At 48.6% G+C, this 23,077-nt stretch carries 19 protein-coding genes; 6 read left to right on the forward strand and 13 right to left on the reverse strand.

What is annotated here, in order from left to right:
• Positions 1 to 16 precede the first annotated feature (16 nt).
• From rfaE1 to H6F68_RS23470, 3 genes are all read right to left on the reverse strand, one after another.
• Entirely contained in the window at positions 17 to 1,039 is a 1,023-nt protein-coding gene (gene rfaE1, locus H6F68_RS23460; RefSeq protein ID WP_190562696.1) for a D-glycero-beta-D-manno-heptose-7-phosphate kinase, read from the reverse strand.
• 76 nt (positions 1,040 to 1,115) lie between these two features.
• The gene (locus H6F68_RS23465; RefSeq protein ID WP_190562698.1) at positions 1,116 to 2,339 is read right to left on the reverse strand and encodes a TonB family protein; all 1,224 of its coding nucleotides are present in this window, start codon (positions 2,337 to 2,339) and stop codon (positions 1,116 to 1,118) included.
• Positions 2,340 to 2,548: 209 nt separating this feature from the next.
• Positions 2,549 to 3,355 (reverse strand): precorrin-2 C(20)-methyltransferase, encoded by an 807-nt coding sequence (locus H6F68_RS23470; protein WP_190562700.1) that lies wholly within the window; start codon positions 3,353 to 3,355, stop codon positions 2,549 to 2,551.
• A 165-nt stretch (positions 3,356 to 3,520) separates the two neighbouring features.
• On the opposite strand from H6F68_RS23470, the gene H6F68_RS23475 reads away from it, so the two are divergent.
• Positions 3,521 to 4,147 (forward strand): cytochrome b N-terminal domain-containing protein, encoded by a 627-nt coding sequence (locus H6F68_RS23475; RefSeq protein ID WP_190562702.1) that lies wholly within the window; start codon positions 3,521 to 3,523, stop codon positions 4,145 to 4,147.
• Positions 4,148 to 4,173: 26 nt separating this feature from the next.
• Here the strand turns inward: H6F68_RS23475 and H6F68_RS23480 are convergent, their stop codons facing one another.
• The 8 genes from H6F68_RS23480 to H6F68_RS23515 all read right to left on the reverse strand — a co-directional run bounded on the left by H6F68_RS23480 (position 4,174) and on the right by H6F68_RS23515 (position 14,359).
• Positions 4,174 to 6,141: a sodium:proton antiporter gene (locus H6F68_RS23480; protein ID WP_190562704.1), complete on the reverse strand. Its 1,968-nt coding sequence runs from the start codon at positions 6,139 to 6,141 to the stop codon at positions 4,174 to 4,176.
• Between the two features lie 168 nt (positions 6,142 to 6,309).
• Complete coding sequence (locus tag H6F68_RS23485; protein WP_190562706.1) at positions 6,310 to 7,497, reverse strand: murein transglycosylase A; 1,188 nt, start codon at positions 7,495 to 7,497, stop codon at positions 6,310 to 6,312.
• 34 nt (positions 7,498 to 7,531) lie between these two features.
• Positions 7,532 to 7,783, reverse strand: a complete 252-nt coding sequence (locus H6F68_RS23490; RefSeq protein WP_190438355.1) for a hypothetical protein — start codon at positions 7,781 to 7,783, stop codon at positions 7,532 to 7,534.
• Positions 7,784 to 7,878: 95 nt separating this feature from the next.
• Positions 7,879 to 8,646, reverse strand: coding sequence for a hypothetical protein (locus H6F68_RS23495; RefSeq protein ID WP_190562708.1), 768 nt, complete (start codon positions 8,644 to 8,646; stop codon positions 7,879 to 7,881).
• 894 nt (positions 8,647 to 9,540) lie between these two features.
• On the reverse strand, positions 9,541 to 9,915 hold the full coding sequence (locus H6F68_RS23500; RefSeq protein ID WP_190562710.1) for a Mo-dependent nitrogenase C-terminal domain-containing protein: 375 nt from the start codon (positions 9,913 to 9,915) through the stop codon (positions 9,541 to 9,543).
• A gap of 399 nt (positions 9,916 to 10,314) precedes the next feature.
• Positions 10,315 to 12,072, reverse strand: a complete 1,758-nt coding sequence (locus H6F68_RS23505; protein ID WP_190438366.1) for a ribonuclease J — start codon at positions 12,070 to 12,072, stop codon at positions 10,315 to 10,317.
• Between the two features lie 290 nt (positions 12,073 to 12,362).
• Positions 12,363 to 13,247, reverse strand: coding sequence for a 4-hydroxy-tetrahydrodipicolinate synthase (dapA, locus tag H6F68_RS23510; RefSeq protein ID WP_190562712.1), 885 nt, complete (start codon positions 13,245 to 13,247; stop codon positions 12,363 to 12,365).
• A 68-nt stretch (positions 13,248 to 13,315) separates the two neighbouring features.
• Positions 13,316 to 14,359, reverse strand: a complete 1,044-nt coding sequence (locus H6F68_RS23515; RefSeq protein WP_190438379.1) for an aspartate-semialdehyde dehydrogenase — start codon at positions 14,357 to 14,359, stop codon at positions 13,316 to 13,318.
• A gap of 842 nt (positions 14,360 to 15,201) precedes the next feature.
• Between H6F68_RS23515 and tig the strand changes: the two genes are divergently transcribed.
• The 5 genes from tig to H6F68_RS23540 all read left to right on the forward strand — a co-directional run bounded on the left by tig (position 15,202) and on the right by H6F68_RS23540 (position 20,243).
• On the forward strand, positions 15,202 to 16,620 hold the full coding sequence (tig, locus tag H6F68_RS23520; RefSeq protein WP_190562714.1) for a trigger factor: 1,419 nt from the start codon (positions 15,202 to 15,204) through the stop codon (positions 16,618 to 16,620).
• Positions 16,621 to 16,899: 279 nt separating this feature from the next.
• The gene (clpP, locus tag H6F68_RS23525) at positions 16,900 to 17,595 is read left to right on the forward strand and encodes an ATP-dependent Clp endopeptidase proteolytic subunit ClpP (RefSeq protein WP_190438383.1); all 696 of its coding nucleotides are present in this window, start codon (positions 16,900 to 16,902) and stop codon (positions 17,593 to 17,595) included.
• Positions 17,596 to 17,602: 7 nt separating this feature from the next.
• Positions 17,603 to 18,943 carry an ATP-dependent protease ATP-binding subunit ClpX gene (gene clpX / locus H6F68_RS23530; RefSeq protein ID WP_190562716.1) on the forward strand — a complete coding sequence of 447 codons (1,341 nt, stop codon included), beginning with the start codon at positions 17,603 to 17,605 and terminating at the stop codon, positions 18,941 to 18,943.
• A 90-nt stretch (positions 18,944 to 19,033) separates the two neighbouring features.
• On the forward strand, positions 19,034 to 19,987 hold the full coding sequence (locus tag H6F68_RS23535; RefSeq protein WP_190562718.1) for an alpha/beta fold hydrolase: 954 nt from the start codon (positions 19,034 to 19,036) through the stop codon (positions 19,985 to 19,987).
• Between the two features lie 55 nt (positions 19,988 to 20,042).
• Positions 20,043 to 20,243 (forward strand): hypothetical protein, encoded by a 201-nt coding sequence (locus H6F68_RS23540; RefSeq protein WP_190555390.1) that lies wholly within the window; start codon positions 20,043 to 20,045, stop codon positions 20,241 to 20,243.
• Positions 20,244 to 20,293: 50 nt separating this feature from the next.
• Here H6F68_RS23540 and ctpC read toward each other — a convergent pair whose 3' ends face one another.
• Both ctpC and ispG read right to left on the reverse strand, forming a co-directional pair.
• A complete protein-coding gene (gene ctpC, locus H6F68_RS23545) occupies positions 20,294 to 21,586 on the reverse strand; it encodes a carboxyl-terminal processing protease CtpC (protein ID WP_190562720.1) in 1,293 nt (430 codons plus the stop codon).
• 213 nt (positions 21,587 to 21,799) lie between these two features.
• A complete protein-coding gene (gene ispG / locus H6F68_RS23550) occupies positions 21,800 to 23,026 on the reverse strand; it encodes a (E)-4-hydroxy-3-methylbut-2-enyl-diphosphate synthase (protein WP_190562722.1) in 1,227 nt (408 codons plus the stop codon).
• Between the last annotated feature and the right edge of the window lie 51 nt (positions 23,027 to 23,077).

Consider the following 23,077-nt stretch of genomic DNA (forward strand, 5'->3'; position numbering starts at 1 on the left):
GTTGTCTCCAGGTTACTTAGTTCAGTAAATTTTGTAGGGCTAGTTTAATTTCAGAGGTAGTGGTTGTAGCAGTGCCAAACTGCCGTACCACAATGCTGGCTGCTAAGTTACCTAGAACAGCGGCTTCCCATACCGATGCTCCCGCAGTTAACCCTAAGGTTAAAGCCGCCACGACGGTGTCCCCTGCTCCAGTGACGTCAAATACGTCAGTGCGGTTAAAAGCAGGAATATGAGATTCCTCCCCTGATCGCTCAAACAGGGTCATACCTGCTTCCCCACGGGTGATCAAAATATTTTGGGCCTCAGTTAAGTCTAAAAGATCACGTCCTGCTCGACTCAAATCCTGGGGAGTCGCGATCGCATAACCAACTGCTTGCTCTGCCTCCGGCAGGTTGGGCGTAAACAACAGGGCACCTCGATAGCGGTTCAGTTCTTTCTGAGTGTCCACAATCGTGCAAGGATGCTGCAAAGCTGCGGCAGTTACCAATTGGGTGAGAGTGCCATCCCCGTAATCTGAACAAACAACTGCATCTACGGTGTCTTGATGTTGCTGAATATACTGCGCTAATTGGAGCTGCAACTCTAGGTCTGGTGGCTCATCCGATTTGCGATCGACCCGCACAATCTGCTGCGTCACTGACTGACGAGCATGCCCAGAAATGCGAGTTTTAGTCACGGTGGGACGCTGGGCATCGACTAAGACTCCTTGCGTATCAATCCCAGCACTGGCGAAAATCTCGCGAATCACCTGTCCTTGCTCATCCTTGCCAATCAGCCCTACCGCCTTGACCTGGGCTCCCAACTGAGCAAAGTTATAGACCGCGTTCGCGCCGCCTCCCGGAACTTGCCTGGTATTTTCATGCCGAATAATCAGCACCGGAGCTTCACGAGAAATCCGCTCTACTTGACCTGTGAGAAATTCGTCTAGGGTTAAATCTCCCACCACAAGAACCTTCGCCTGACTAAACTGCTCTAAGTAATGAAACAGTTGGTCAGCCGCAGCGGTTAGTTGCTCTGCAAATGTAGGGTCTAAAGCCATATCTGCTCAAGCAGGCCCAAGTCATCTGTAATAACTTACAAAATTTGTTACACAAGTTCAAACGAGAACAAAAGATTTAGCTAGGTGCCACTTCCTCTGCAGGGGCAGCAGCACAAGCATCGCTGCTGTAGGTAAATGGTAGGTTCACTAAATAAGCTTCAGGCTCTCCAGTTTGCTCAAATTCGTAAGTTCTAACGGCTTCCTCAGCTTTTCGGTTCAGCAATCTGTATCCTGAACTCTGAATTAAAACTGGCTCATCAACTATTTTGCCGTCTGTATCTACTAAAACCCCAAAAACCGTTGGTCCTTCTAGCTTTCTAGGACAAGCTTCTACTGGATAGTTAGGAGTGAGGTCAAATTTCTTCCAGATTTCTCCTTGTGCGTTTGCAGCTTGTTTGAACTCTGAAGCTTTTTGAGACCATGTTTTGAGGTTGTTATTGGCTGCCTCGGGCTTAGTATCTGTTGCGTCAAAGGCATATAGTTCTTGCTGGCGTTGTTGGGCTTCACGCAGTCTCGCGATCGCCTCAGCAGGAATTTTATCTGGTCGGGGACCAGGGGCTGGGGGAGGTGTGTTTGGGGCAGCAGCCTGCTCCGTCTCTGGAGGCGGAGCCTGAGTTGTAGCTGGAGGAGCGGTTTGTTCCGGTGAGTTGCTAGGAGGCTGGGACTGTGGAGTTCCTGGCTCAGAGGGACTAAGGTCTGTGGGTGGGAAATTGATTGTCTCGGGAGCGCTGGCTTCTAGCTGTGGCAGTTGAGGTAGATTTTGGGATTGTAAGGCCTGAGAATTCTGCTGAATCGCATCTAGACCCGGTTGATCTTGAAAGGCGATCGTAGGTCTGGAAGATTGAGCGGGTTCCGAGATTCTAGGGGCTGGCGTATCGGGAATGGGAATTTGAGTCGTGGGAAGCCCTAAAGGAGCGGGTAGGGGCACGGACGGGGAAAAAGAAAAGCCTGAAGGGGGCGGTGCGAAGAGGGGAAGATTATACGGGGACGAACTAGAGCTAGGCAGTGAGTTGGACGACTGTAGGGACGGCAGGGATGGAAATAGGTTTGTGGTCTTGGGCAGAGGAGGCAAGGAAAGTTGGGGGGTAGCAAAGCTGGGTAAACGGCCTTGTTCTGCTGGCGTCAGCTCCACCAGTTTTACAGGTCTTTGCGCCTCAGATTCGGTGGTTTTTGAGGATAGAGGTAAAACAGGTAGAACAACCCAGAGCAGCCCGTGAACCCCGACGGAAGCAATAGCTGCAATCCCGCTGGGTTGGCGCAATACTTCGGGCAGAGACTTAATCAAGGACCAGTAAGACATAACTGTGAGAATCCGCTCCGCTCAAGCATCAAAAACCGACATCTCGTTTGGTACTAAAAAAGCACGCACTCAAATCTTAGCCTCAGGACCTTAAACTTTAACTGGCTCATGATTGTTAAGGATGAGCGGCTTAAAACTGCACGTAATACCACGATGGGCTGTATGGGAAGACATTATAGTGGCGCTAAAAGTTGCCTACACCACCTGAATTAACTACCAACAAGACTAGGGGCTGTAACTTGCACAATCAGCAGTGAGAAGTAAGACAGTTGGAGGTTAGGGCGATCGCTCAGATTCGCATAAATTACTTGCTCTGGCAACGTGGCTCGCTCAACCACATAACTACGATTTAAAAGTTGCTGCTGCTGCAAAATGGCCCATACCTGTTCGTACACAGAACTAACTTTCATTAAAACCACCACATCTGCCCATTGCAGTGCTGTTTCTAATTCTGATACATGGTACAGCGCTGGTAGCACTACGAGCCGCTGCGCTTGCATCGTCAAAGGAATACCTAAAGTCGCCGCCGCAGCTAAGGGAGAACAAATCCCTGGAATGGTCTGTACCTTAGCTTCCGGGTAGAGGTGTTGCAGGCTTTGGGCTAGATATGTGAAAGTGCTGAAAAAGCTGACATCCCCCTCAGAAACAAAGGCTACATCCTGGCCTTGCTGTAAATAGGGCCAAACTGACTTGGCGGCTTGCTGCCATGCTTGTGTCAGCGTATCTGTATCTTGAACATAAGGAAAATTTAGGGCTAAGCGCACTTGATGGGGCTGTAACCACTCAGCCACAATCTGCTCAGCCATGCCGAGTTTGCCTTTTACTCCTGCTGGAAAAGCAACGACTGATGCTTGCTTTAGTAGGCGTAGCCCTTTGAGAGTGAGAAGTTCTGGATCGCCTGTACCCGCGCCAATGCCATACAAGGTTCCGATTTCGGCGATCGCAGGTTCAGTTGAGTTTGCAAGTGCAGCAGTCACCAATTCATCCTTTGCAATAGTCTCTTCTGAGTCTGACATATTCGCTGCTCGTTACTTACGCTTAGTCGATGACGAGCTAGGTTGAACGTTGGCGATAAGTCCTGAGATCTAAATAATTTTCCAGTTCTGCGACCTGCGATAGAGTGGCTGATTCTGGCATCCTTTGTTAATTTAAGAGTTAACAAAACTACACATTAACGAGCCATGAAAAACGTGCAGTACGCGGTAGTTTGGCGGCGACTCGCTACGGTTTTGGCTGTAGCTGTTTTGACTTTGAGTCTCATAGCAGCGATCACAGGAATTTTGCTCGCGTTCTATTACGAACCTACGGCAGGTGGTGCTTACGAGTCCTTGCGACTGATTAACACTGAAGTCACGAATGGTTGGTTAATTCAAAACCTGCACAGCGTGGCTGGCAATGGCCTCATTGCTATTTCTCTCATCCAAATTGTGGTGATGTTTCTCGGAGAGCGTTTTCGTTCCAGTTGGTTAACAGCTTGGATTAGCGGTATTTTGCTGACTTTGACTGCGATCGCCTTAGGTTGGACCGCTATGATCTTGAGCTGGAGCCAACTTGGTTATTGGCGCTTCAAGATTGAATTAGAAACCATCCAAGCCATCCCCTTGATTGGACCTGCCTTACGCGAAATTTTGACAGGTGGTTCAGTCAGCACAGTTACGGTAGAGCATCTTTACACTTTGCACAGCTACTTGCTGGCTATTGGAGCCGTTTTGCTCGCGGTCATTCACCTAGTCAGCTTGTTGTTTCAAGAAAAAGAAGCTAAGCAGGCTGATGTTGGAAGTACCAATTTAGATGCGGAATTGTCTTAAAAGTTAAACCTCTCATCTAATCTCACTTAACTTGAGATAGAAGGTGGTACAACTTCTGTCTCCCTAGGCGTTACTTCGGCTTCTACCAAAACGGGAGCTTCTAAAGCAGGTTCGGGAATCGGAATTTCTTCTACTGCGGCTAATTTCTCCAAGGTGAGGCGAGGCTGGGTGGTGCCAGATAGCAACTTTAGTAGGGTAGGCCGAGGGTCATGTAATAGATAAATGATGCGATCGCCCGCTTCCCACTCTTCCTGGGCAGGCATAATTTGCAAATGGTCATCGCGCTCTAGGAGTATTGGAATCAGCTCACCGGAGCGAATCAAAGCTTGCAGATGAGCCTGCTGAAAAGCAAAACCCTCATCCCGTAGCATCGTCTCGCCCAGCTTGACCGCACCGCTGCTCAAGTATTCGTTCCAAGCTTTGATGGGGAGCTCTGGAACAAAAGCTTGATGCACTTTATTGCTCTTATTAACACCACTTGCTTGAGGATCGCGTGGGAAAACAGCTAGAACGCGAGGTGGATGAAATTCTTCGGCAGCTCGTTGTGCGAGCACCACATTCACTTCACCGTTGTTGGTCATGGCTAGAAAGGTGCCAACTGAGCCTAGTCCCGCTTCTTCTAACACTCCAGCATCTAGACCACTACTGACAAAAACTCGCACATTCTCCTCTGCCGCTAAACGACAGGCTTCAGCATCTGTGTCAATCAAGACTACAGCTTCACCGCGTTCATCAAATAAGCGCGCCAGAAGACGGCTGAGAGGGCTACAGCCAATAATGACCGCACCTGTCGCTTGAGTGGAGGTGATGCCCAACCAGCGAGCGACCCAACCCGCAGATAGGCCTTGGACAAAAACGGTCATGAGGATTGTCAAAAAAACTAAGGCCTTAATCGCATCTCCCCCGTTAATCCCGCGTTCGGTCAGCAAAATAGAAAACAAGGAAGCAACCGAAGCGGACACAATACCTCTAGGAGCCACCCAACACAAAAATAGCTTTTGTCGCCAGTTCAGGTTGCTGCTCCAAGAGGTACAGAGCCAAATATTGAGGGGGCGGACGATGAACATCAAGACTAAGACTGTGAGTACCCCACCTGGGCCTAAAGCGAAAATACTAGCGATCGAAAGATCCGCTGAGAGCAGAATAAATAAAACCGAAACTGCCAATGTGGTCAGCTGTCCTTTGAAGCGTCGGATCAAGCGCTCTTCCGGCAGTGAGGATGCTCGCAACATCATTCCAGCCGCCACCGTTGCCATCAAGCCTGACTCACTTCGGAGCATTTGCGCCAAGCCAAACAAGCCCCAGAGCCCCGCTAAAACGATTAAGTTTTTGAGATCATCCGATAAAAAGCGGGCTCGTTTAATCACAAAGCCTAGCGAGAGACCCCCAACCAAACCAATTCCACCGCCAATGCCCAGTCGGAGCATTAAGCCACTAAATACTAAAACTGGGTCGGCATCACCGTTGAGAATGATGTTGAGCACTACCACAGCCAAAATGGCTCCCACCGGATCGATCAGGACGCCTTCGCCTTCCAGCAAGGCTGCCACCTGACGATCAACCTGTACTTGCTTCAGTAGGGGGCTAATGACAGTGGGTCCAGTAACGACCACGAGGGAGGCGTAAAGAAACGCGATCGGCCAAGGAAATTCACTCAGCCAATAAGCCGCAATGCCACCACCGACTAAGGTAATCAGAGTGCCGATTGTCACTAAGTTGCGGAGGCTCCCGGAAACTCGACCCAGCTCTCCGAGTTCTAGATTGAGTCCCCCTTCAAATAAAATCAACGCTACGAAGAGGGAGACAATCACTTCTAACCCAGTACCCAGCAAATTTGGGTGCAAGATATTGAAACCATCAGAGCCCAGCAGAATGCCAAAGAGGAGCAAGAAAACAATGCTCGGTACCTTGCAAAATTCGGCAATTACCTGAGCACTGATGCCTGCGATGACTGTAATAATCATCAGCAGTGTAATTTCAAAGGATGCTTCCATAGGCGCTACTGTTGCAGGCTTTGGGTCTCTGTCTAGACGCCCTACTGATTTAAAGGAAGGGTCTTATAGCAAGGGCAATGTAGAGCGGGGTAGTTCGTATGCCTATCTTTGAATGTGAGAGCTTCTATAGACAGGGTACAACCTCAACAGGGGTAGGTAGAAATAGGGTTACTGCTTCAGTAATAGATAGTAGAGTTGACCCGTTGAATTTGTCAGGCCCGCGCGATCGCCTGCCTTCACCCCTGTACCCATGAAAATATCGACTCGTCCTGGGCCTTTAATGGCGCTTCCGGTATCTTGATCCAAGACGTAGCGGCTCACGGGGCGTTGTTCTAATTTGCCAGCCGCACTTGGCTGGGGCAGCGGGGTGTCAATCAAAGCTAGAGCGCCAGGTGGCATGAGAGATTTGTCGGTTGCGATCGATCGCTCAGCCGTTACGGGTACGCCTAAACTACCAGTTGCCGCTGCACCATAGGTTTCTCGAAAGAACACGAAACTGCGGTTGCGTGGCAAATAAACGTCGAGGTCTTCAGGATGCTGATGAAAGTATTCCAGCAAATTAGGCAGTGTTAGGTCTTCCAGACGCATCTTGCCATCTTTGACTAACTCGCGGCCAACTCCGGTGTAAGGATGGCTGGTCTTGCCCGCAAAGCCAACAGTCATTGTGCTGCCGTCCGTCATTTGCAGGCGAGCCGAACCTTGCACTTGAATCAGAAATGCTTCTAGGCGATCGCGCAACCAAACCAACTCCAGATTCTTCAGCGGCCCCTTGGCAAATTGCAGCCCATCCTTTCCTTCCAATCGAGCCCTGGTTGGCTGAGGTTTAGACCACTCAGCTAAACCGGGCGGTATCCGAAATAGAGGATAGCGATATTCAGCCGTACGGACACGGCTAGCAGTATAAGTAGGCTCAAAGTAACCTGTATAGGCAACAGTGCCTTGTTTGTCTTTGCCCACGGCTCGATACAAAACAAACTCCCGCTGTACGGCTGCCTTTAGCTCTGCCGCAGAGCGCGACTTTGTCACCAACTGGCGAAATCTAACCAGACTGCGACGCACGCGATCGCGGCTAATTCCAGGCACCAAATGCTTCTGATAATCTGCCGCTGCTTTAGGAGTTTGGAGATAAGTCAAACTATGGTCAATCGCCGCTAATAAAGCTGCCCGATCCCCCGGCTGGCCTGCTTGAGGCCAGATTTTGTCGTCAAGCCCGAGGGAGGTCGGTAGCGAAACAGATGAAGTAACAGGTTGCAGGGGTTGAACTGCAAAAATAGGCTGATGAGTTGCTGTGAGCGTAACTCCAAAACTAAGAGCAACGGCAGCAAGCCATCTTTGAGCCTTAGCAAAGCCAGACATACTTTAGGTTGAGTGGAATAAAGAATCTAACGAGCTAGTATCGCTCGACGCTAGAATTGAACACCGGTTCCACTCGAATCGCTATAATCCGCGAGGGTCGGGCCACCATGTACTCGCCCTGAATATTTTTGATCGGGACACTGATGAAGTCATCAGACGAGGATTTGGGCACTAGCTCGCCGCTGTACCACTTTTGGAATTCTTGAATGGTAGGGAAACGGACTTCTTCCCGATGGCCTCCATCAAATAGGAGGTGAACAATGAACTCATTCGGGGTTCTAGGCATACTGTCGAAACTATCCTGAATACACCGACATTATTATGGGCTCTGAATCGGCGAAAATCGACAATTCCTTGCGAAGACTTGTTAGAAAGCTAGATTTACGAGAGCAAGCTGAATCGCTGTAACTGAGTTTCTACCAAGCTGGGTAAAGCTTTGCTTAAGTCTTTAGCGTCCTTAAACACTAAGCGATTCTGGCTGGGTAAATCGAAGGGAAACTGCCCTGGCAAATCGGAGCGGTCCATTTGAGCCAAAAGGATCTGTTCGGTGCGCTTGCTTTGCAGGGCATAACCAACCTCAACACAAACCTTAGGGCTCGGAATCAACTGCGGTGGTTCAGCGCTAATTTTAGTGATGGGAGTGCTGTCAGCGACAAAAAGCAAGCTCTGGCGAATTTTCCGCATCAAAGTACTGCTGAGCCGCACTGGTCCTTCTGTCAGGCGATGGGACTCTTCTAAGCTCAGGGGTAAGCGCGATCGCCGATTTAGGTTTTCAATTAGGTCTTGGAGTGCGTCTCTCAAGACATCACTGGATTGGTTGTACTCGGTTTGGTAGCAGAGAAAAATGGTTGGCTCCAGATGAGCCATCACTTCTTGCTTGGTGAAGTAAATTTCGTGACTAATTAGATCAATATTCGAGATCGCGTAGCCACCACTCCCCTCGATATAAAACTCGATGGTTTCCCCTTCTAAGTAACGCTGAAACCAAGTAGAGCGCTTTACTTCTTCAGAGTCTTCTAAGAAGTCAGCTCGCAAACCAGATTTCAGGAGGCTATTTTTACTTAGGCGTAAATCATGGGGACGTTTCTCCAGTTCTCGAATCGGCTCATACTGCTGGAGGTACCAGGCTTTCAAGGCAATAATGGCCATGATACGCGTTTACCTATTGGCTGGAATTTCTATAAAGATAACGACAATAACAGAAAGTTTAAACGACAACAACACCCAAGCCTTCACTGAATAACTTCCTCTGGTTCATCGATCATGGGCAGAGTTGCTTTGATTGAATTAATTCACAATCAACGACAGAGCTCCCAATTAGCCAATTGATGAGGAAGTATCAGTATCACACTTGAGTGCTGTTGCGACGATGCGAGACAGACTTTGTAAAAACAGCGCTTTTTACCTCTTGCTGAATGGACACTTGGCTGTTAAATCTGCCAGGGAAGCTTAATTGCTTCACTTATCAATATAGCGTCCCCGATTCTAGAAGCAAGACGGTGAAACTAAAATTTACTCCTCTGAGAGTACCTAACAATTTTGAGCGTTACGAAGCTTCAAATATTTACCCTGCAGTGCTTGTGGCAGCTTCAGCTATTGAACCTGACTTCAATTCAGGCTGCATAAAATAAGTAAGGTTAACTGAAAATAGTTGAGCTAGCTTTATGAATTGAGATTTTTAGCTATTAGCGCAAAAGTAATGAGAACTAAAACATTTAGGTTTAAGGAAGCTTTAAATTAAGCAAAAAAATAAGGTTTTGCCTAGCTAATTCAATAGCTTATTGCAGACTATTGTGTGATGATGCAAAGTCTAATGAATTTACAGATTCGGTGTTGATCTTTTGCAGCGGTCTAAAGAATCAACTAGTTAAATCTATGGGTTAAATGAGACTTGGATATCTCTGTCTCAAAATCGTTTCGGCTCTTCTTGCAGCCAAGGTTCTAATTGGATGACAATCCTATATAAACAGTTAGCGTTTAGTGGATACAGCAGCTCTAATTCTTTGCGGAAGGGCTGCGATCGCTCGACTGCCTCCTGAATGACTAACAGTAGCGTGTTACATCTTCACCACATTTGTCTGCCAAGTAGCAAAGCGCTCGGAACCGTAGACCTACCACTTCTTCGTATAAAGGATTGAGTTTGCACATGGGAGGAATGTGAAACAAAGTGCGACCAAACAGTTTAACGTCACGCTCAAAGGGGCACTGAGAAGGAATGAGTTGGCAAAGCCGATGAGCTAGAGCTGGAGTCGCAACTTCGACTTGCTCTAGCCATTGACGCATGGGTTGCCAAAAATCAAATTTAGCTTTTGCAGGGGGACGTAGAGGGCTTGCTGTCATTTCAGATTCTTGACTGGAGGAGAGCCAAGTCCAGCTAACCAGGGCCAAATTTTCGGATGTGCATTCAGAAGTATTCATACTGCCTTTCCTGTGAATTAGTAGATGGTATGGAACCCTGCTTGCAGCTACAGCCCCTCAACGGGAAATATCGGATCGGCTGAGAAATGGTTGAGTAGACTTTGAGAAAACTGAAGGAGCGCTTAACTGAAGTTGGGCTTTCATCTATTCCAACACTGCCATTGTGTCTAAGATCCGGACAATCCTGAGTGAGCGATTTCACGGAAGTTTTGTGAATGTCCTCTCTCTAGTTCAGTGACTTCCGTAAGGATACGCCTATGACGGTCATCACCAAAATGGACTGCCATAAAAAAAGAGATAGGAGAAGCACGCTCCTCGCCTATCTCTACTTAGGTTTGCAATTGTAGTTTTATGCAGTGCTACGACTCAGCCGCCCGCCCGCAAAATAACGGCCAGCCTCTAGGAAGCTACCTTGGCAGTGGAGCGCCGACGATTTGTGGTCACTTTTGCGGGTGGCTTCTCAGGATTTTGCATCAGGAAGACCAAAAGTGGCTTGCTTTGCAACTCACGTCGCAGCAGTCGCTGTACGGCTGACTCAATCTGCGCTTGTAATCCTACCCAATCGACTTCAATCTGATCGTCTTCTAACGACTGCACAAATTCCCGCCAGCGATCGCTCAACACGCTCTCAATGGCTCGGTTAATCAGCTTTTGCAGCAGCGATCGCTCCAGGGTAGTGACTACGCCGCGCAGATGTACTTCCGGCTGAGTTAACAATTTGCCATCCCAACCAACCGTAGCAGCCACGGTAACAACACCATCCTCAGCTAGATGCTGACGCTCTTGGAGGACGTTTGCATTGACGACTCCAGCCCGATCTACTAGCTCAATCCCAGAAGGTACCTTGCCCGCAACTTGAATGCTCTCCGGAGCCACTTCAACCACATCACCGTTATTGATGATGACCATATTTTCGGCAGGAATGCCCATGCTTTGAGCCGTTTGAGAATGCTTAACTAGCATCCGGTGCTCGCCATGTACGGGTAAGAAGAACTTAGGCCGAGTTAGGGCAATCATTAGTTTCTGGTCTTCCTGGCAACCGTGACCAGAGACGTGAATCCCTTGCTCGCGACCATAGATCACCTTGGCCCCCTGGATCATCAACTTATCAATCGTGTTAACCACAGCGATCGTGTTACCAGGGATAGGGTTGGCAGAGAACACAATCGTATCCCCGGGGCGCACCTTGATTTGGTTATGTTCGCCGTTAGCAATTCGAGTCATGGCAGACATGGGTTCGCCTTGAGACCCGGTTGTCAAGATCAGTACTTGCTCGGGAGGCAAATGTCGGATTTCTTGAAGCGGCTTGAACAAACTATCTTCACACTTGATGTAACCCAAATTCCGCGCGTGAGCAATCACGTTCAGCATGGAACGGCCAATCACCGAAACAAAGCGGTTACGTTTCTTGGCCAACTCCAAAATCATGTTGATGCGATGCACAGATGAGGCAAAGGTAGTAACGAGTAACCGACCTTCTGCTTGGCTGAAAACGCGATCTAAGTTTGGGAAGACAGAGCGCTCAGAAGCGGTGAATCCAGGCACCTCAGAGTTGGTAGAGTCGCTGATCAGACAAAGAACGCCTTTCTCACCATGCTCAGCTAGCTTTTGGATATCAAAATGCTCGCCGTCTACGGGTGTGTGGTCAAATTTGAAGTCACCTGTGTGAATCACTACACCTACAGGGGTGTGTAGGGCTACGGTATAGCTGTCGGCGATCGAGTGAGTGTTGCGAATAAATTCTACAAAGAAGGACGAACCGATCCGCACCATATCTCTAGGACGAACGGTACGCAATTCAGTTCTGTCGGCGACTCCTGCTTCTTCTAACTTGCCTTCGAGCAAAGCCATGGCTAGGCGAGGGCCGTAAATGACAGGGATGTCAAACTGCTTGAGGTGAAAGGCAATACCCCCAATGTGGTCTTCGTGACCGTGAGTTACGATCATGCCTTTAATTTTGTGGCGATTTTCCCGCAGGTAAGTGGTGTCGGGCAAAACGATGTTGACCCCATGCATGCCATCAGTCGGGAAAGCCAATCCAGCGTCTAGCAGCAGAATCTCATCATTGATTTCAAAAACGCAGGTGTTTTTACCAATTTCATGGAGGCCACCTAAAGGAATAACTTTGAGAGCAGGAGCTGATTGAGTTTGAGTCATGTGTATCCTTAGTGCGAGTTTTTTACGAATGTGTAGTTAAGGCAAAAGAGTTGATGAATAGGCCAGTAAAGCGGTGCAAAGTCGAAAAAATGGCTAACTGCACTGGAGGCTCATGGCGGGTCAAAAACTTTTCTAGAATCAAATGTTTGTCAAGAAATAGCCTTGCTCAAAGGGAGTAATGGAATATCAAGACATTTGCTAGAACTACAGTGATTCAGAGAGGGTGTGGTTAGAATATTTAGTTGTCTAGAAACTTCAGGGCGCTCGCCCTACTCAGCTCAGCCAAGGTGCTAGAGCAGAGCCAACTCAGCGAGAACGGTCTTCAAGGCTGCGACAACATCGGCGGGTGGATCACAGAGCGGTAGCCGGGAAGGACCTACCTCCCAACCTCGAAGTTTCATAGCTGCCTTGACAGGAATTGGATTTGTCGTCAAAAACAAAGCCTTAAATAAAGGAAAGAGGCGCAGGTGAATTTGTGTGGCTGCCTGAACTTGTCCTTGTTCAAACGCTTGAATCATTTGTTGCAGTTCTGGGCCAACGATATGGCTAGCCACACTGACAACACCTTTAGCTCCTACAGCGAGCAAAGGTAAGGTCAAAGAGTCATCCCCTGCATACATTGTAAATTCTGGAGGGGTCAATCGTCGAATTTGACTGGCTTGATCTACGTTACCACTGGCTTCCTTGATTGCCACAATATTAGGAATTTCAGCTAAGCGGGCTACGGTTTCGGGTTGTAGGTTCTGGCCCGTCCGACCTGGCACGTTATAGAGCATTAAAGGTAGATCAGGACTTGCTTGTGCGATCGCCTTAAAGTGTTGGTAGAGCCCTTCTTGGGGTGGCTTATTGTAGTAAGGCACAACCTGCAAAGACCCGTCTAAGCCTAGCTTCTCGGCTTTTTGGGTGGCAGCGATCGCTTCTTGGGAAGAATTCGAGCCAGTGCCTGCCATTACCTTAGCTTTGCCTGCGACTGCCTTTTGCACTACCTGAAACAGCTCGTACTCCTCATCCCAACTGAGAGTCGGAGATTCGCCTGTAGTGCCACACACAACCAGGGTATCTGTTCCATTATCGGCTAGATAAGCTGCTAGTTGCTCTGCAACAGAATAATTAACAGTGCCATCTGCTTTAAATGGCGTGAGCATCGCAGTGAGAACGCGTCCAAAATCTACCACGCTCTTTCAACTTCTCCTCATGATGAATAGGTCAGGAATTTTTAGCTGTGAGTCAGCAGTTGTCCTCATCAAGTCGCTAAGGCAGGAGCCGCAGGCTGAAGCAGATTTCTTGCAACCAGTAATTCAGCAATTTGCACTGCATTAAGAGCCGCTCCTTTGCGAATCTGGTCTCCGCTCAACCAAAGTTCTAACCCACAGGGATGAGACAAGTCTTGACGAATTCGACCCACCAAAACTTCGTCACGGCCACTCGCTTCAATGGGCATCGGGAAATAATTAGCTTGCCAATCTTCAACTAATTTGACCCCAGGCGCTTGGCTCAACAATTCTCTAGCCTGAGCCACATCAAAAGGTGCATCAAACTCTAGGTTAATCGCTTCTGAGTGAGCCCGGAGTACGGGAACCCGTATGCAAGTTGCCGTGATTCTGAGATCGGGAGCACCGAAGATTTTGCGAGTTTCATGCACCATCTTCAACTCTTCTTCGCAGTAACCCTGATCAGTCAGCTTAGAGTTGTGCGGGAATAAGTTAAAAGCTAGCGGGTAAGGAAAAACTTCACTAGTAGGAGTTTCACCTTGCAAGATTGCTTTGGCTTGAGTTTTAACTTCTTCCATTGCCCGCGCACCCGCGCCACTGGCAGATTGGTAAGTAGCTGCCACAATCCGCTTAATGGGTTGAATTTGGTGCAATGGCCAAATGGCAACTGACATCAAGATAGTAGTGCAGTTGGGGTTGGCAATGATGCCTTGGTGCCTAGCAGCAGCGTCCGGATTAACCTCTGGAACGACCAATGGTACTTGGGGGTCCATGCGAAAAGCACTGGAGTTGTCAATCACGACTGCTCCTGCTGCCACTGCCTTGGGTGCCCAAGCTTTAGAGATCGAACCTCCAGCGGAAGCTAGAACTAAATCTACATTGGCAAATGAGTTTTCGCCGACGGCTTCGATGGGTAATTCTTCGCCTTGAAAGGTGAGGGTGCGTCCAGCCGACCGAGGAGAAGCCAGTAGCTTCAGCTCGGAGACTGGAAATTGGCGACTTTGCAACAACTCAATGAGTTCCGTCCCAACTGCACCCGTTGCTCCCAAAATAGCGACTTTATAAGACTGACCCAAATTAATTGCCTCCTGTGATACCGATAATTTTTGCGATTGAATAAAAAATATTTGAAGAAATATAAGGTTAGAGCTAGGTCTTTACAGGTAAATCTAAGAGTCGGTTGGCTAACTTTGCTGGATTTTTAGCTGTTGGATCTGCTAGCTTACAAGGCTTTTTATAAGATTTTCTTTTGTTTAGGATTTATTCAGATGAGGTTAAATCATGAATCTAGACGTTTTCTTGGTGATAAGTCTCAAAAATTGAGGTTTCAACATCTTAACGGATTTTGTTCGGACTGAAAAATAGCTCACCTTGTCTAAGCAGGAATTTCAGCACTCCTCAATTAAGATCTTTGCATAAGACTGGGTTTCATCCGCTTAACTTTGTGCTCTGAGGTGCGATCGCTGCTGGTCAAAGCTAGCTGTAGTAATACGGAGACTGGACTGAGGGGCAAGAGCACTAAAGTCATTGAGTGCATTTGAGTGCTACTCTGCCAAAGAACAGCCCAGATGAACTTTAGATCAAATTTAATTCATCTCGTTCATGGCTGGTTAGGATCGGTTAGGATAGCTAATTGCAGTCAAGCGAAATTTCCCCGAATTGCTGAACTGAGCTCTTTCGCCCTGACCTTAGGTTAAGTGATAGAGCAGGTGATTAGTCCTGTGAAAGCTAAGTCATACCGATCGCCCTGAGTATGCCCGGAGTACTTAATGCCTACAGTAATCAAGTTGTTGCTGGGCCAAGGGCTGACCTTTAATGTCAGGGATTGCTCAAGGAAACCTGTGCTTTAGGGCACTGTATCACAAACCTCAATCCCTGTTGAACCAGAAAGTTTAGTTGTCTAAAAACTGCAGAGCCAATGAAAGTTACCCAGGAAAAACTTCCCGCCAGTCAGATTGGTTTGGAAATCGAAATTCCACCAGACATGTCCAAGAAAGCCTACGAGCAGGTCCTGCAAGAGTTTACTCGCTCGGCTAATATCCCTGGGTTTCGGAAAGGCAAAGTTCCCCGTCAAGTATTGATTCAGCGCTTTGGTTCTAGTCGCATGAAGGCTGCGGCACTAGAAGAGTTGGTTCAAAACGGTGTCCGTCAAGCCGTTGAACAAGAAAAAATCGATGCGATCGGTAACTTCCAGTTGCGCTCTTCATTCGAGGACTTGGTGCAACAGTATGAACCTGGTTCTGTCCTTACTTTCTCTGCTGCTGTAGATGTGCAGCCAGAAGTGAAGCTAGACCAATACACTGGCTTTAACGTTCAGGCAGAAAAAGCAGAGTACGACCCTCAGCAAGTCGATAAAGTTTTAGAAGAGCGTCGGGCTGAATTGGCAACTCTGATTCCAGTTGAAGGCCGCGCTGCCCAGCTGGGTGATACAGCTGTAGTGGACTTTTCTGGTCGCATAGTAGCTGAAGAAGGCGCTGAAGAAGAAGCCGCTGAAATCCCTGGCGGCCAAGCTGAAGACTTCCAGGTCGAGTTGTCGGAAGGCCGATTCATTCCTGGTTTTATCGACGGCATGGTCGGCATGAATCCAGGAGAAACCAGAGAAGTCTCAGTCAAGTTCCCAGAGGATTATCCGCAAGCTGATCTGGCAGATAAACCTGCTGTCTTTACCATCACAGTAAAAGAGCTGAAGGAAAAGGAACTGCCCGCCTTGGATGATGACTTTGCTCAAGAAGTCAGTGAGTTTCAAACTTTGGCGGAGTTACGTGCTTCGATCGAATCCAATTTCCAAAAGAAGGCTGACAGCAAAACCGACGCGAATAAGGAACAAGCGATCATCAGTGAGTTACTGAAGCAAATTGAGGTTGATTTGCCCATGACCTTGATCGATCGCGAAGTTGACTACATGTTGACCCAAACCGCGATTGAGTTACAAAACCAAGGGCTGGATATCAAGCGGCTGTTCACCCAAGACATGATTCCTCAATTGCGAGAGCGATCGCAGCCCGAAGCCGTTACTCGGATCAAGCGCACACTGGCTCTAGGCGAAGTAGCGAAGCGGGAGTCCATTCAGGTCGAACCTGAAGCGATCGAGACTCGTATCAAAGAAGTCATGGAGCAATACAGCGATCGCGACATCGACCACGATCGTTTGAGAACCGTGGTTGAAGAAGATTTGTTGAAAGAAAAAATCCTCAAGTGGCTAGAAGAGCGCTCCACGATTGAACTTGTACCCGAAGGTTCTCTCACTCAGAATGAGGAAAGCGAGGAGCTAGCTTCAGCAGAGGTTACGGCTGAACTGGAAACTGCTGCTCCAGCAGAAACAGAGGCTAGTGAGTAGTCTTACGTAAATTTTCTTGAGGGAGCGATCACTTTAAACTCACTCTACGGCTCTAGCCGATAGAATGACTGGTTAGCTACCTAGCCGTAATTAAGCGGGTTTCTCGTGCATTTCTCCCTCACCTACAGCCAGTCTTAGATGAGTTGAGGCATAATGATCGCATATAACAGATACAAGCGTTACGGCTTTCCTCAAGAGTGTGTGCTCCTAAAGGTCCGTAAATAAACGCTCGAACTGTTTGGTTGATGTCACAGTCCTGAACTTCAGTTCTTAGCCCCTATGTTGGTATCTCAGTCCCTTTACTCCCCTATCAGCAGCCTGAACTTGCTAGACGTTGCTTCTACTGGCCCCAGCAACGTCATCCCGATGGTAGTGGAACAATCTGGTCGGGGTGAGCGGGCGTTTGACATCTACTCACGGCTCTTGCGGGAGCGCATTGTATTCCTAGGAACGCCAGTTGATGACGCGGTCGCTGATTCCATCGTGGCTCAACTCCTGTTTCTAGAAGCAGAAGATCCAGAGAAAGATATTCAGCTTTACATCAACTCGCCAGGTGGTTCCGTTACGGCTGGTATGGCAATCTATGACACCATGCAGCATATTGGCCCAGATGTTGTGACTATGTGTTTTGGATTGGCTGCTAGCATGGGAGCCTTTTTACTCTCAGGCGGAGCCCCAGGCAAGCGCATGTCACTGCCTAGTTCCCGCATTATGATCCACCAACCGCTAGGTGGAGCGCAAGGTCAAGCTGTTGACATTGAAATTCAAGCCAAAGAAATTCTATATCACAAGCGCAAGCTGAATGAGCTATTGGCTGGTCATACAAATCAGCCTTTAGAGAGGATTGAAGCGGATACTGAGCGCGACTTCTTTATGTCGGCAGTTGAAGCAAAAGACTACGGTTTAATTGATCAAGTTATTTCTAGGCAGAACATTCCCCTTCCGGGAGAGGCTGTCACCGCACTGAAATCATGAGGCAGTTATGTCTAAGTACGACTCCCATCTGAAATGTTCCTTCTGTGGCAAGTCTCAAGAGCAGGTTCGCAAATTGATTGCCGGACCAGGAGTCTACATTTGCGATGAGTGTGTCGACTTGTGTAACGAAATTCTGGATGAGGAGCTGTTTGACTCTAGTGCAGCAGCTCCTCAGCCAACTCCTCGGCGTGAGCAACCGGCAGAGAAGCGACGCACTCGTGCTTCTAGTCTCTCGCTGACTCAGATTCCTAAGCCTCGGGAAATTAAAAAACACCTAGATGAGCACGTCATCGGTCAAGATGAAGCCAAGAAAGTGCTATCTGTCGCAGTGTATAACCACTACAAACGCCTCAGCTTCATTCAAGCTAAGGGAAGTGCCAAGCCGACTGACGACCCTGTAGAATTGCAAAAATCTAACATTCTGCTGATTGGTCCTACTGGGTGTGGCAAAACTCTGCTGGCTCAAACGTTGGCAGAGATTCTGGATGTGCCTTTTGCGGTCGCTGATGCCACAACGCTAACCGAAGCAGGGTACGTAGGCGAGGATGTGGAAAACATTCTGCTGCGCCTATTACAAGTTGCGGACTTAGATGTAGAGGAAGCCCAGCGGGGCATTATCTACATTGATGAAATTGATAAAATCGCCCGTAAAAGCGAGAACCCCTCGATCACCCGTGATGTTTCCGGTGAAGGGGTGCAACAGGCGTTGCTGAAGATGCTAGAGGGAACAGTTGCGAATGTACCTCCTCAAGGAGGCCGTAAGCATCCCTATCAAGATTGCATCCAGATTGATACTAGCAACATCCTGTTTATCTGTGGTGGAGCTTTCGTTGGTCTTGACAAAACAGTGGAGCAGCGGATTGGTAAGAAGTCGATTGGCTTCATCCAGGCGGGTGATGGTCAATCGAAAGATAAGCGAACCGCAGATATCCTGCGCCACTTGGAGCCAGATGACTTAGTCAAGTTCGGCATGATTCCAGAATTTATCGGTCGCTTACCCATGGTGGCAGTGGTCGATCCGCTGGATGAAGATGCCCTGTCTGAGATTCTGACCGAGCCTCGCAATGCTCTGGTGAAGCAGTACCAGAAGTTGCTGAAGATGGACAATGTCCAGTTGGAATTTAAGCAAGAAGCTGTGCGGGCGATCGCGCAGGAAGCCTATCGGCGTAAAACTGGTGCCAGAGCGCTGCGAGGCATTGTAGAAGAACTGATGCTAGATGTGATGTACGAGCTACCCTCCCGCAAGGATGTGACACGCTGCACGATCACTAAAGAGATGGTGGAGAAACGCTCAACTGCTGAGTTACTGCTGCATCCCTCTTCTTTGCCTAAGCCTGAGTCTGCGTAGTGAGGTCAGCTATACATGTAGCCGCTTGAGTAGTAGGTTTTTTAGCCAAAAACTTGTAATCTCAATCTGGAGTTTAAAACCTGCTGAGCAATGCCTTATATTCCAATTCGTGGTGTTAATCACTACTATGAGTGGATTGGTACGTCGGACCACTCTAAAACCTCTGGGAAGCCAATCATGGTTTTTGTGCATGGTTGGGGTGGTTCGGCTCGGTATTGGGAAAGTACAGCTCAAGCGCTCTCAGATACGTTCGATTGTCTCCTCTACGATCTCCGAGGGTTTGGTCGTTCCTGTTTACCCGCTGATCAGCAACCAGGCTCAGAAAATCAACAAGCAACTTTACAGCAAAGTGTAGACAAGACAGTGACAGCTGAAACAGAACTGTTGCAAGCAGCTGAGAGTACTGAAGATTTAATCTATGAGCTGGAAAGCTATGCCGATGATCTAGCTGCTTTACTGCGAGCGCTGGGATTAGAGCGAGTTTATCTGAATGCTCACTCAATGGGAGCTTCGATCGCGGTCTTTTTCCTGAATCTTTACCCACAGTTTGTAGAGCGGGCAATTCTGACCTGTAGTGGCATCTTTGAATACGACGAAAAAGCGTTTAGTGCTTTTTATCGCTTCGGTGGCTATGTCGTTAAGTTCCGCCCCAGTTGGTTGGCTAAAATTCCCTTTGCCAACCGCATGTTTATGGCGCGGTTCTTACACAAACCTTTGCCAGATGCCATTAGCCAAGCTTTTTTAGAGGATTTTCTCTTAGCTGATTACAAAGCTGCGCTTGGAACCATTTTTACTTCAGTGAGCAAAAAAGCAACAGAAGTAATGCCGCAAGAGTTTGCTAAGTTAACGGTTCCTACTTTGTTGATTGCAGGGGAGCATGACATCATCATCCCGGCGTCGATGGGGCAGCAGGCGGCCAACTTGAGTGAGAAAGTGGAATATTCGCTCATTCCTGGTACTGCTCATTTTCCGATGATGGAAGACCCGGAAACTTATCTACAGCGTGTACGGGACTTCACTCATGTCAAGCACCCTAGCCTATAGTGGATGGCATGCATGTTTTGATGACGGTCCACTGGAGCTAACTGGGAGGGTCTGGATGAGTGACGAAGAAGCTTGGTTTGTCGTCAAGCAATCTAATGGGTCTTGCGAGGTTTGGTCTGCGGCTCAGATTGAAGCCAAGCAGTCTCAAGCACAGTCTACAGATTTAGCGCCACAATGGGGACCATTCAAATCGCAGACTGAAGCGATCGCCCGTCGAGTGGGTCTAATTCGTGCGGGTAAGTGTCAACCTGTCTAAAGCCAAGAACTAGAAACTGATTTGGGGTGAGCCGTGACTCACCCTACTGCTTACCGCGTGCTGGATTCTGCACGGGTACCTTTTTGAGCTGCAACTTTTTGGGTCAGAACTGTTAAGGCTTTGGCGTATTGCGGATCGGCCTCAGTGCCTACCTTATCGCGATCGCGGCTCAGTTCTTCTCGCTGAGTATCGCTGAGTTCGATGACCACATCGGGAGCAATACCATGCTTGTTAATATCAACACCGTCAGGCGTGAGGTATTTGGCAATCGTCACCGCTAAACCGGAACCATCGCCCAGACCTCGCACTGACTGAACTAAGCCTTTACCAAAGGTTTGCGTCCCCACCAAAACGGCTCGGTCATTGTCTTGCAAAGCGCCGGACAGGATTTCACTAGCGCTAGCGGAACCTCCATCTACCAAAACAACTAGGGGTTTATTTGTTAAAGCACGACGATTGGCTTTTTCCCGGTCTGTTTCGCCTTGTCGATTGACCGTAGAGACGATCGCGCCGTCGTCTAACCACATGCGGGCAATTTCAATACTGGAGTAGAGCAGACCACCAGGATTAGAGCGCAGATCCAGAATGTAGCCATCCACCTGCTTTTGCTCTAGATCTTGGATGGCTTTTCGCATCTCCAAGGAAGCATTTTGGCTAAATTGGGACAAACGAATATAGCCAACATTGGCGTTGGGCGCTTGTTGAGTGGTGTATTTAACCGGGTGAATTTCAATGCGATCGCGCTTCAGCCGAAACTCTAATTCCTCTTTCCCCCTCAAAACGGTCAGGGTGACTTGAGAACCAACAGGACCGCGAATCAAGGTCACAGCCTTATCGACATCCATCCCTTCGGTGTTCTTTCCATCAATTCTGAGAATTGTGTCCTTGGCAAGCACTCCAGCTTTAGCCGCAGGCGTATCCTCAATCGGAGCCACAACCACCAGCTTTTTGGTTTTCTCATCCTGAGACAACTGGATACCCACGCCAGTGAGTTCACCAGAGGTATCAATCTGCATGTTACGGAACTCAGTCGGGTCCATGAACCGGGTGTAGGGATCGTTCAGCTGCTTCAGCATTTCCCGGATAGACTTGTAGGCTTCCTCTTTATTGCTGTAGGAGCGGTTTAGGTACTGGCTGCGAACTGCCTTCCAGTCAACCCGATTGAACGTACCGTCTACATAGGTGCGATCGATGATCTGCCAGACTTCGTCAACTATTTCTTTAGGACTTTCGCGAAAAAAGGCTTGACTTTTAGATAGATGAATGCCAGCTCCAGTGATGCTGACAGCAGTGAGTGCAACTGCTGTTGCACCTAAAACAAGCCCGCGTTTTGTCATGTCCATACGCCTACTGAGCTGGAAGGGATTGGTCTGGAAAAGGTACAGCGTGCATTTGTGCTGAAGAAATCTGTCTAACCGAGCAGCTTTGGTTAGAACCTCACACCCTCAGGACTCAGACTGAATCTCATTGGTTTTCAATCTAAAGCCTTGCCAATAGAACGACTATAACAACTTTATTTCGCAAGCCTCAACCCAAGAAGAAAATCCATGCCTGATTTAAGGATCAACCCACCGACCATCCGCTTTGATCAAATTAATCAACTCTGTCACCCCTTGATCTTCCGGAACTTTCTTGATTTCTTCCCGACCTCGGTACAGAGAAATATAGCCAGGTTGCTTGCCGACATAGCCGTAGTCAGCATCAGCCATCTCACCAGGCCCGTTAACAATGCAGCCCATCACGGCAATATCAAGTCCTGTGAGGTGCTTGGTTGCTTCGCGAACTTTGTGGAGAACTTCTTCAAGATTAAACAGGGTACGACCGCAGGAAGGACAGGCGACATACTCCACCATCGTCTTCCGCAAACCCAAAGCTTGCAGAATGCTGTAACAAACCGGAATCTCTTTTTCGGGGGCTTCTGTGATCGAGACGCGAATGGTATCGCCGATGCCGTCTGCCAGAAGTGGTGCTAAGCCAGCGGTGGACTTGATCCGACCATATTCGCCATCCCCTGCTTCAGTCACTCCCAGGTGAAGGGGGTAGTTCATGCCCAACTCATCCATCCGCTTCACCATCAAGCGGTAAGCGGCCACCATGACCGGAACCCGTGAAGCTTTGAGGGAAATGACTAAATTGTGGAAGTTCAGCGACTCACAAATCTGAAGAAACTCGATCGCGGATTCCACCATGCCTTCGGGGGTATCGCCATAGGTAAATAGCATGCGCTCAGCTAAAGAGCCATGATTGACTCCAATCCGCATGGCTTTGCCTTGATCTCGTAAAGAAATCACGAGCGGCTCTAGAGTTTCGCGAATTTTGGCTCCGATTTCATCAAATTCTGCTTGGGAGTATTCGGTGCGATCGCTCTTCGGCTTCTCAAACACGTACAGCCCTGGGTTAATTCGGACTTTATCGACGTGCTTAGCCACTTCCAGGGCAATCTTCATGCCGTTGTGGTGCACATCAGCCACCAGAGGCACAGCTTGATAGGTTTCTGCTAATTTCTGTTTAATGTCTTTGAGCGCGTAAGCATGGGCCAAACTAGGCACCGTTACCCGCACAATTTCGCAGCCGATTTCGTGGAGGCGGCGAATCGCGGCAACTGAACCCTCAATATCCAGGGTGTCCTCGTTAATCATCGATTGCACGACGACTGGGGCACCTCCACCGATCGTGACATTCCCAACCTGGACAGGGCGGGTTTTGCGCCGCTGGATGGTGGTGTCAACAAAGGTTTGGCTGGAGGGATCGGAGGTGGTAGGTGGCGTGGGCAGGGTTTGCATACGCTGATGGCTGGCTTCTAGACCAAGACAAGTAAGTGTTTCTCTCTACCT

This window comes from Trichocoleus sp. FACHB-262 (assembly GCF_014696035.1).
Lineage (GTDB): Bacteria > Cyanobacteriota > Cyanobacteriia > FACHB-46 > FACHB-46 > Trichocoleus.

Excerpts from the sequence above, each read along its gene's own strand:
- rfaE1 (WP_190562696.1), bottom strand. The coding sequence starts at position 1,039 with ATGGCTTTAGACCCTACATTTGCAGAGCAACTAACCGCTGCGGCTGAC.
- H6F68_RS23465 (WP_190562698.1), bottom strand. The coding sequence starts at position 2,339 with ATGTCTTACTGGTCCTTGATTAAGTCTCTGCCCGAAGTATTGCGCCAA.
- H6F68_RS23470 (WP_190562700.1), bottom strand. The coding sequence starts at position 3,355 with ATGTCAGACTCAGAAGAGACTATTGCAAAGGATGAATTGGTGACTGCT.
- H6F68_RS23475 (WP_190562702.1), top strand. The coding sequence starts at position 3,521 with ATGAAAAACGTGCAGTACGCGGTAGTTTGGCGGCGACTCGCTACGGTT.
- H6F68_RS23480 (WP_190562704.1), bottom strand. The coding sequence starts at position 6,141 with ATGGAAGCATCCTTTGAAATTACACTGCTGATGATTATTACAGTCATC.
- H6F68_RS23485 (WP_190562706.1), bottom strand. The coding sequence starts at position 7,497 with ATGTCTGGCTTTGCTAAGGCTCAAAGATGGCTTGCTGCCGTTGCTCTT.
- H6F68_RS23490 (WP_190438355.1), bottom strand. The coding sequence starts at position 7,783 with ATGCCTAGAACCCCGAATGAGTTCATTGTTCACCTCCTATTTGATGGA.
- H6F68_RS23495 (WP_190562708.1), bottom strand. The coding sequence starts at position 8,646 with ATGGCCATTATTGCCTTGAAAGCCTGGTACCTCCAGCAGTATGAGCCG.
- H6F68_RS23500 (WP_190562710.1), bottom strand. The coding sequence starts at position 9,915 with ATGAATACTTCTGAATGCACATCCGAAAATTTGGCCCTGGTTAGCTGG.
- H6F68_RS23505 (WP_190438366.1), bottom strand. The coding sequence starts at position 12,072 with ATGACTCAAACTCAATCAGCTCCTGCTCTCAAAGTTATTCCTTTAGGT.
- tig (WP_190562714.1), top strand. The coding sequence starts at position 15,202 with ATGAAAGTTACCCAGGAAAAACTTCCCGCCAGTCAGATTGGTTTGGAA.
- clpP (WP_190438383.1), top strand. The coding sequence starts at position 16,900 with ATGTTGGTATCTCAGTCCCTTTACTCCCCTATCAGCAGCCTGAACTTG.
- clpX (WP_190562716.1), top strand. The coding sequence starts at position 17,603 with ATGTCTAAGTACGACTCCCATCTGAAATGTTCCTTCTGTGGCAAGTCT.
- H6F68_RS23535 (WP_190562718.1), top strand. The coding sequence starts at position 19,034 with ATGCCTTATATTCCAATTCGTGGTGTTAATCACTACTATGAGTGGATT.
- H6F68_RS23540 (WP_190555390.1), top strand. The coding sequence starts at position 20,043 with ATGAGTGACGAAGAAGCTTGGTTTGTCGTCAAGCAATCTAATGGGTCT.
- ctpC (WP_190562720.1), bottom strand. The coding sequence starts at position 21,586 with ATGGACATGACAAAACGCGGGCTTGTTTTAGGTGCAACAGCAGTTGCA.
- ispG (WP_190562722.1), bottom strand. The coding sequence starts at position 23,026 with ATGCAAACCCTGCCCACGCCACCTACCACCTCCGATCCCTCCAGCCAA.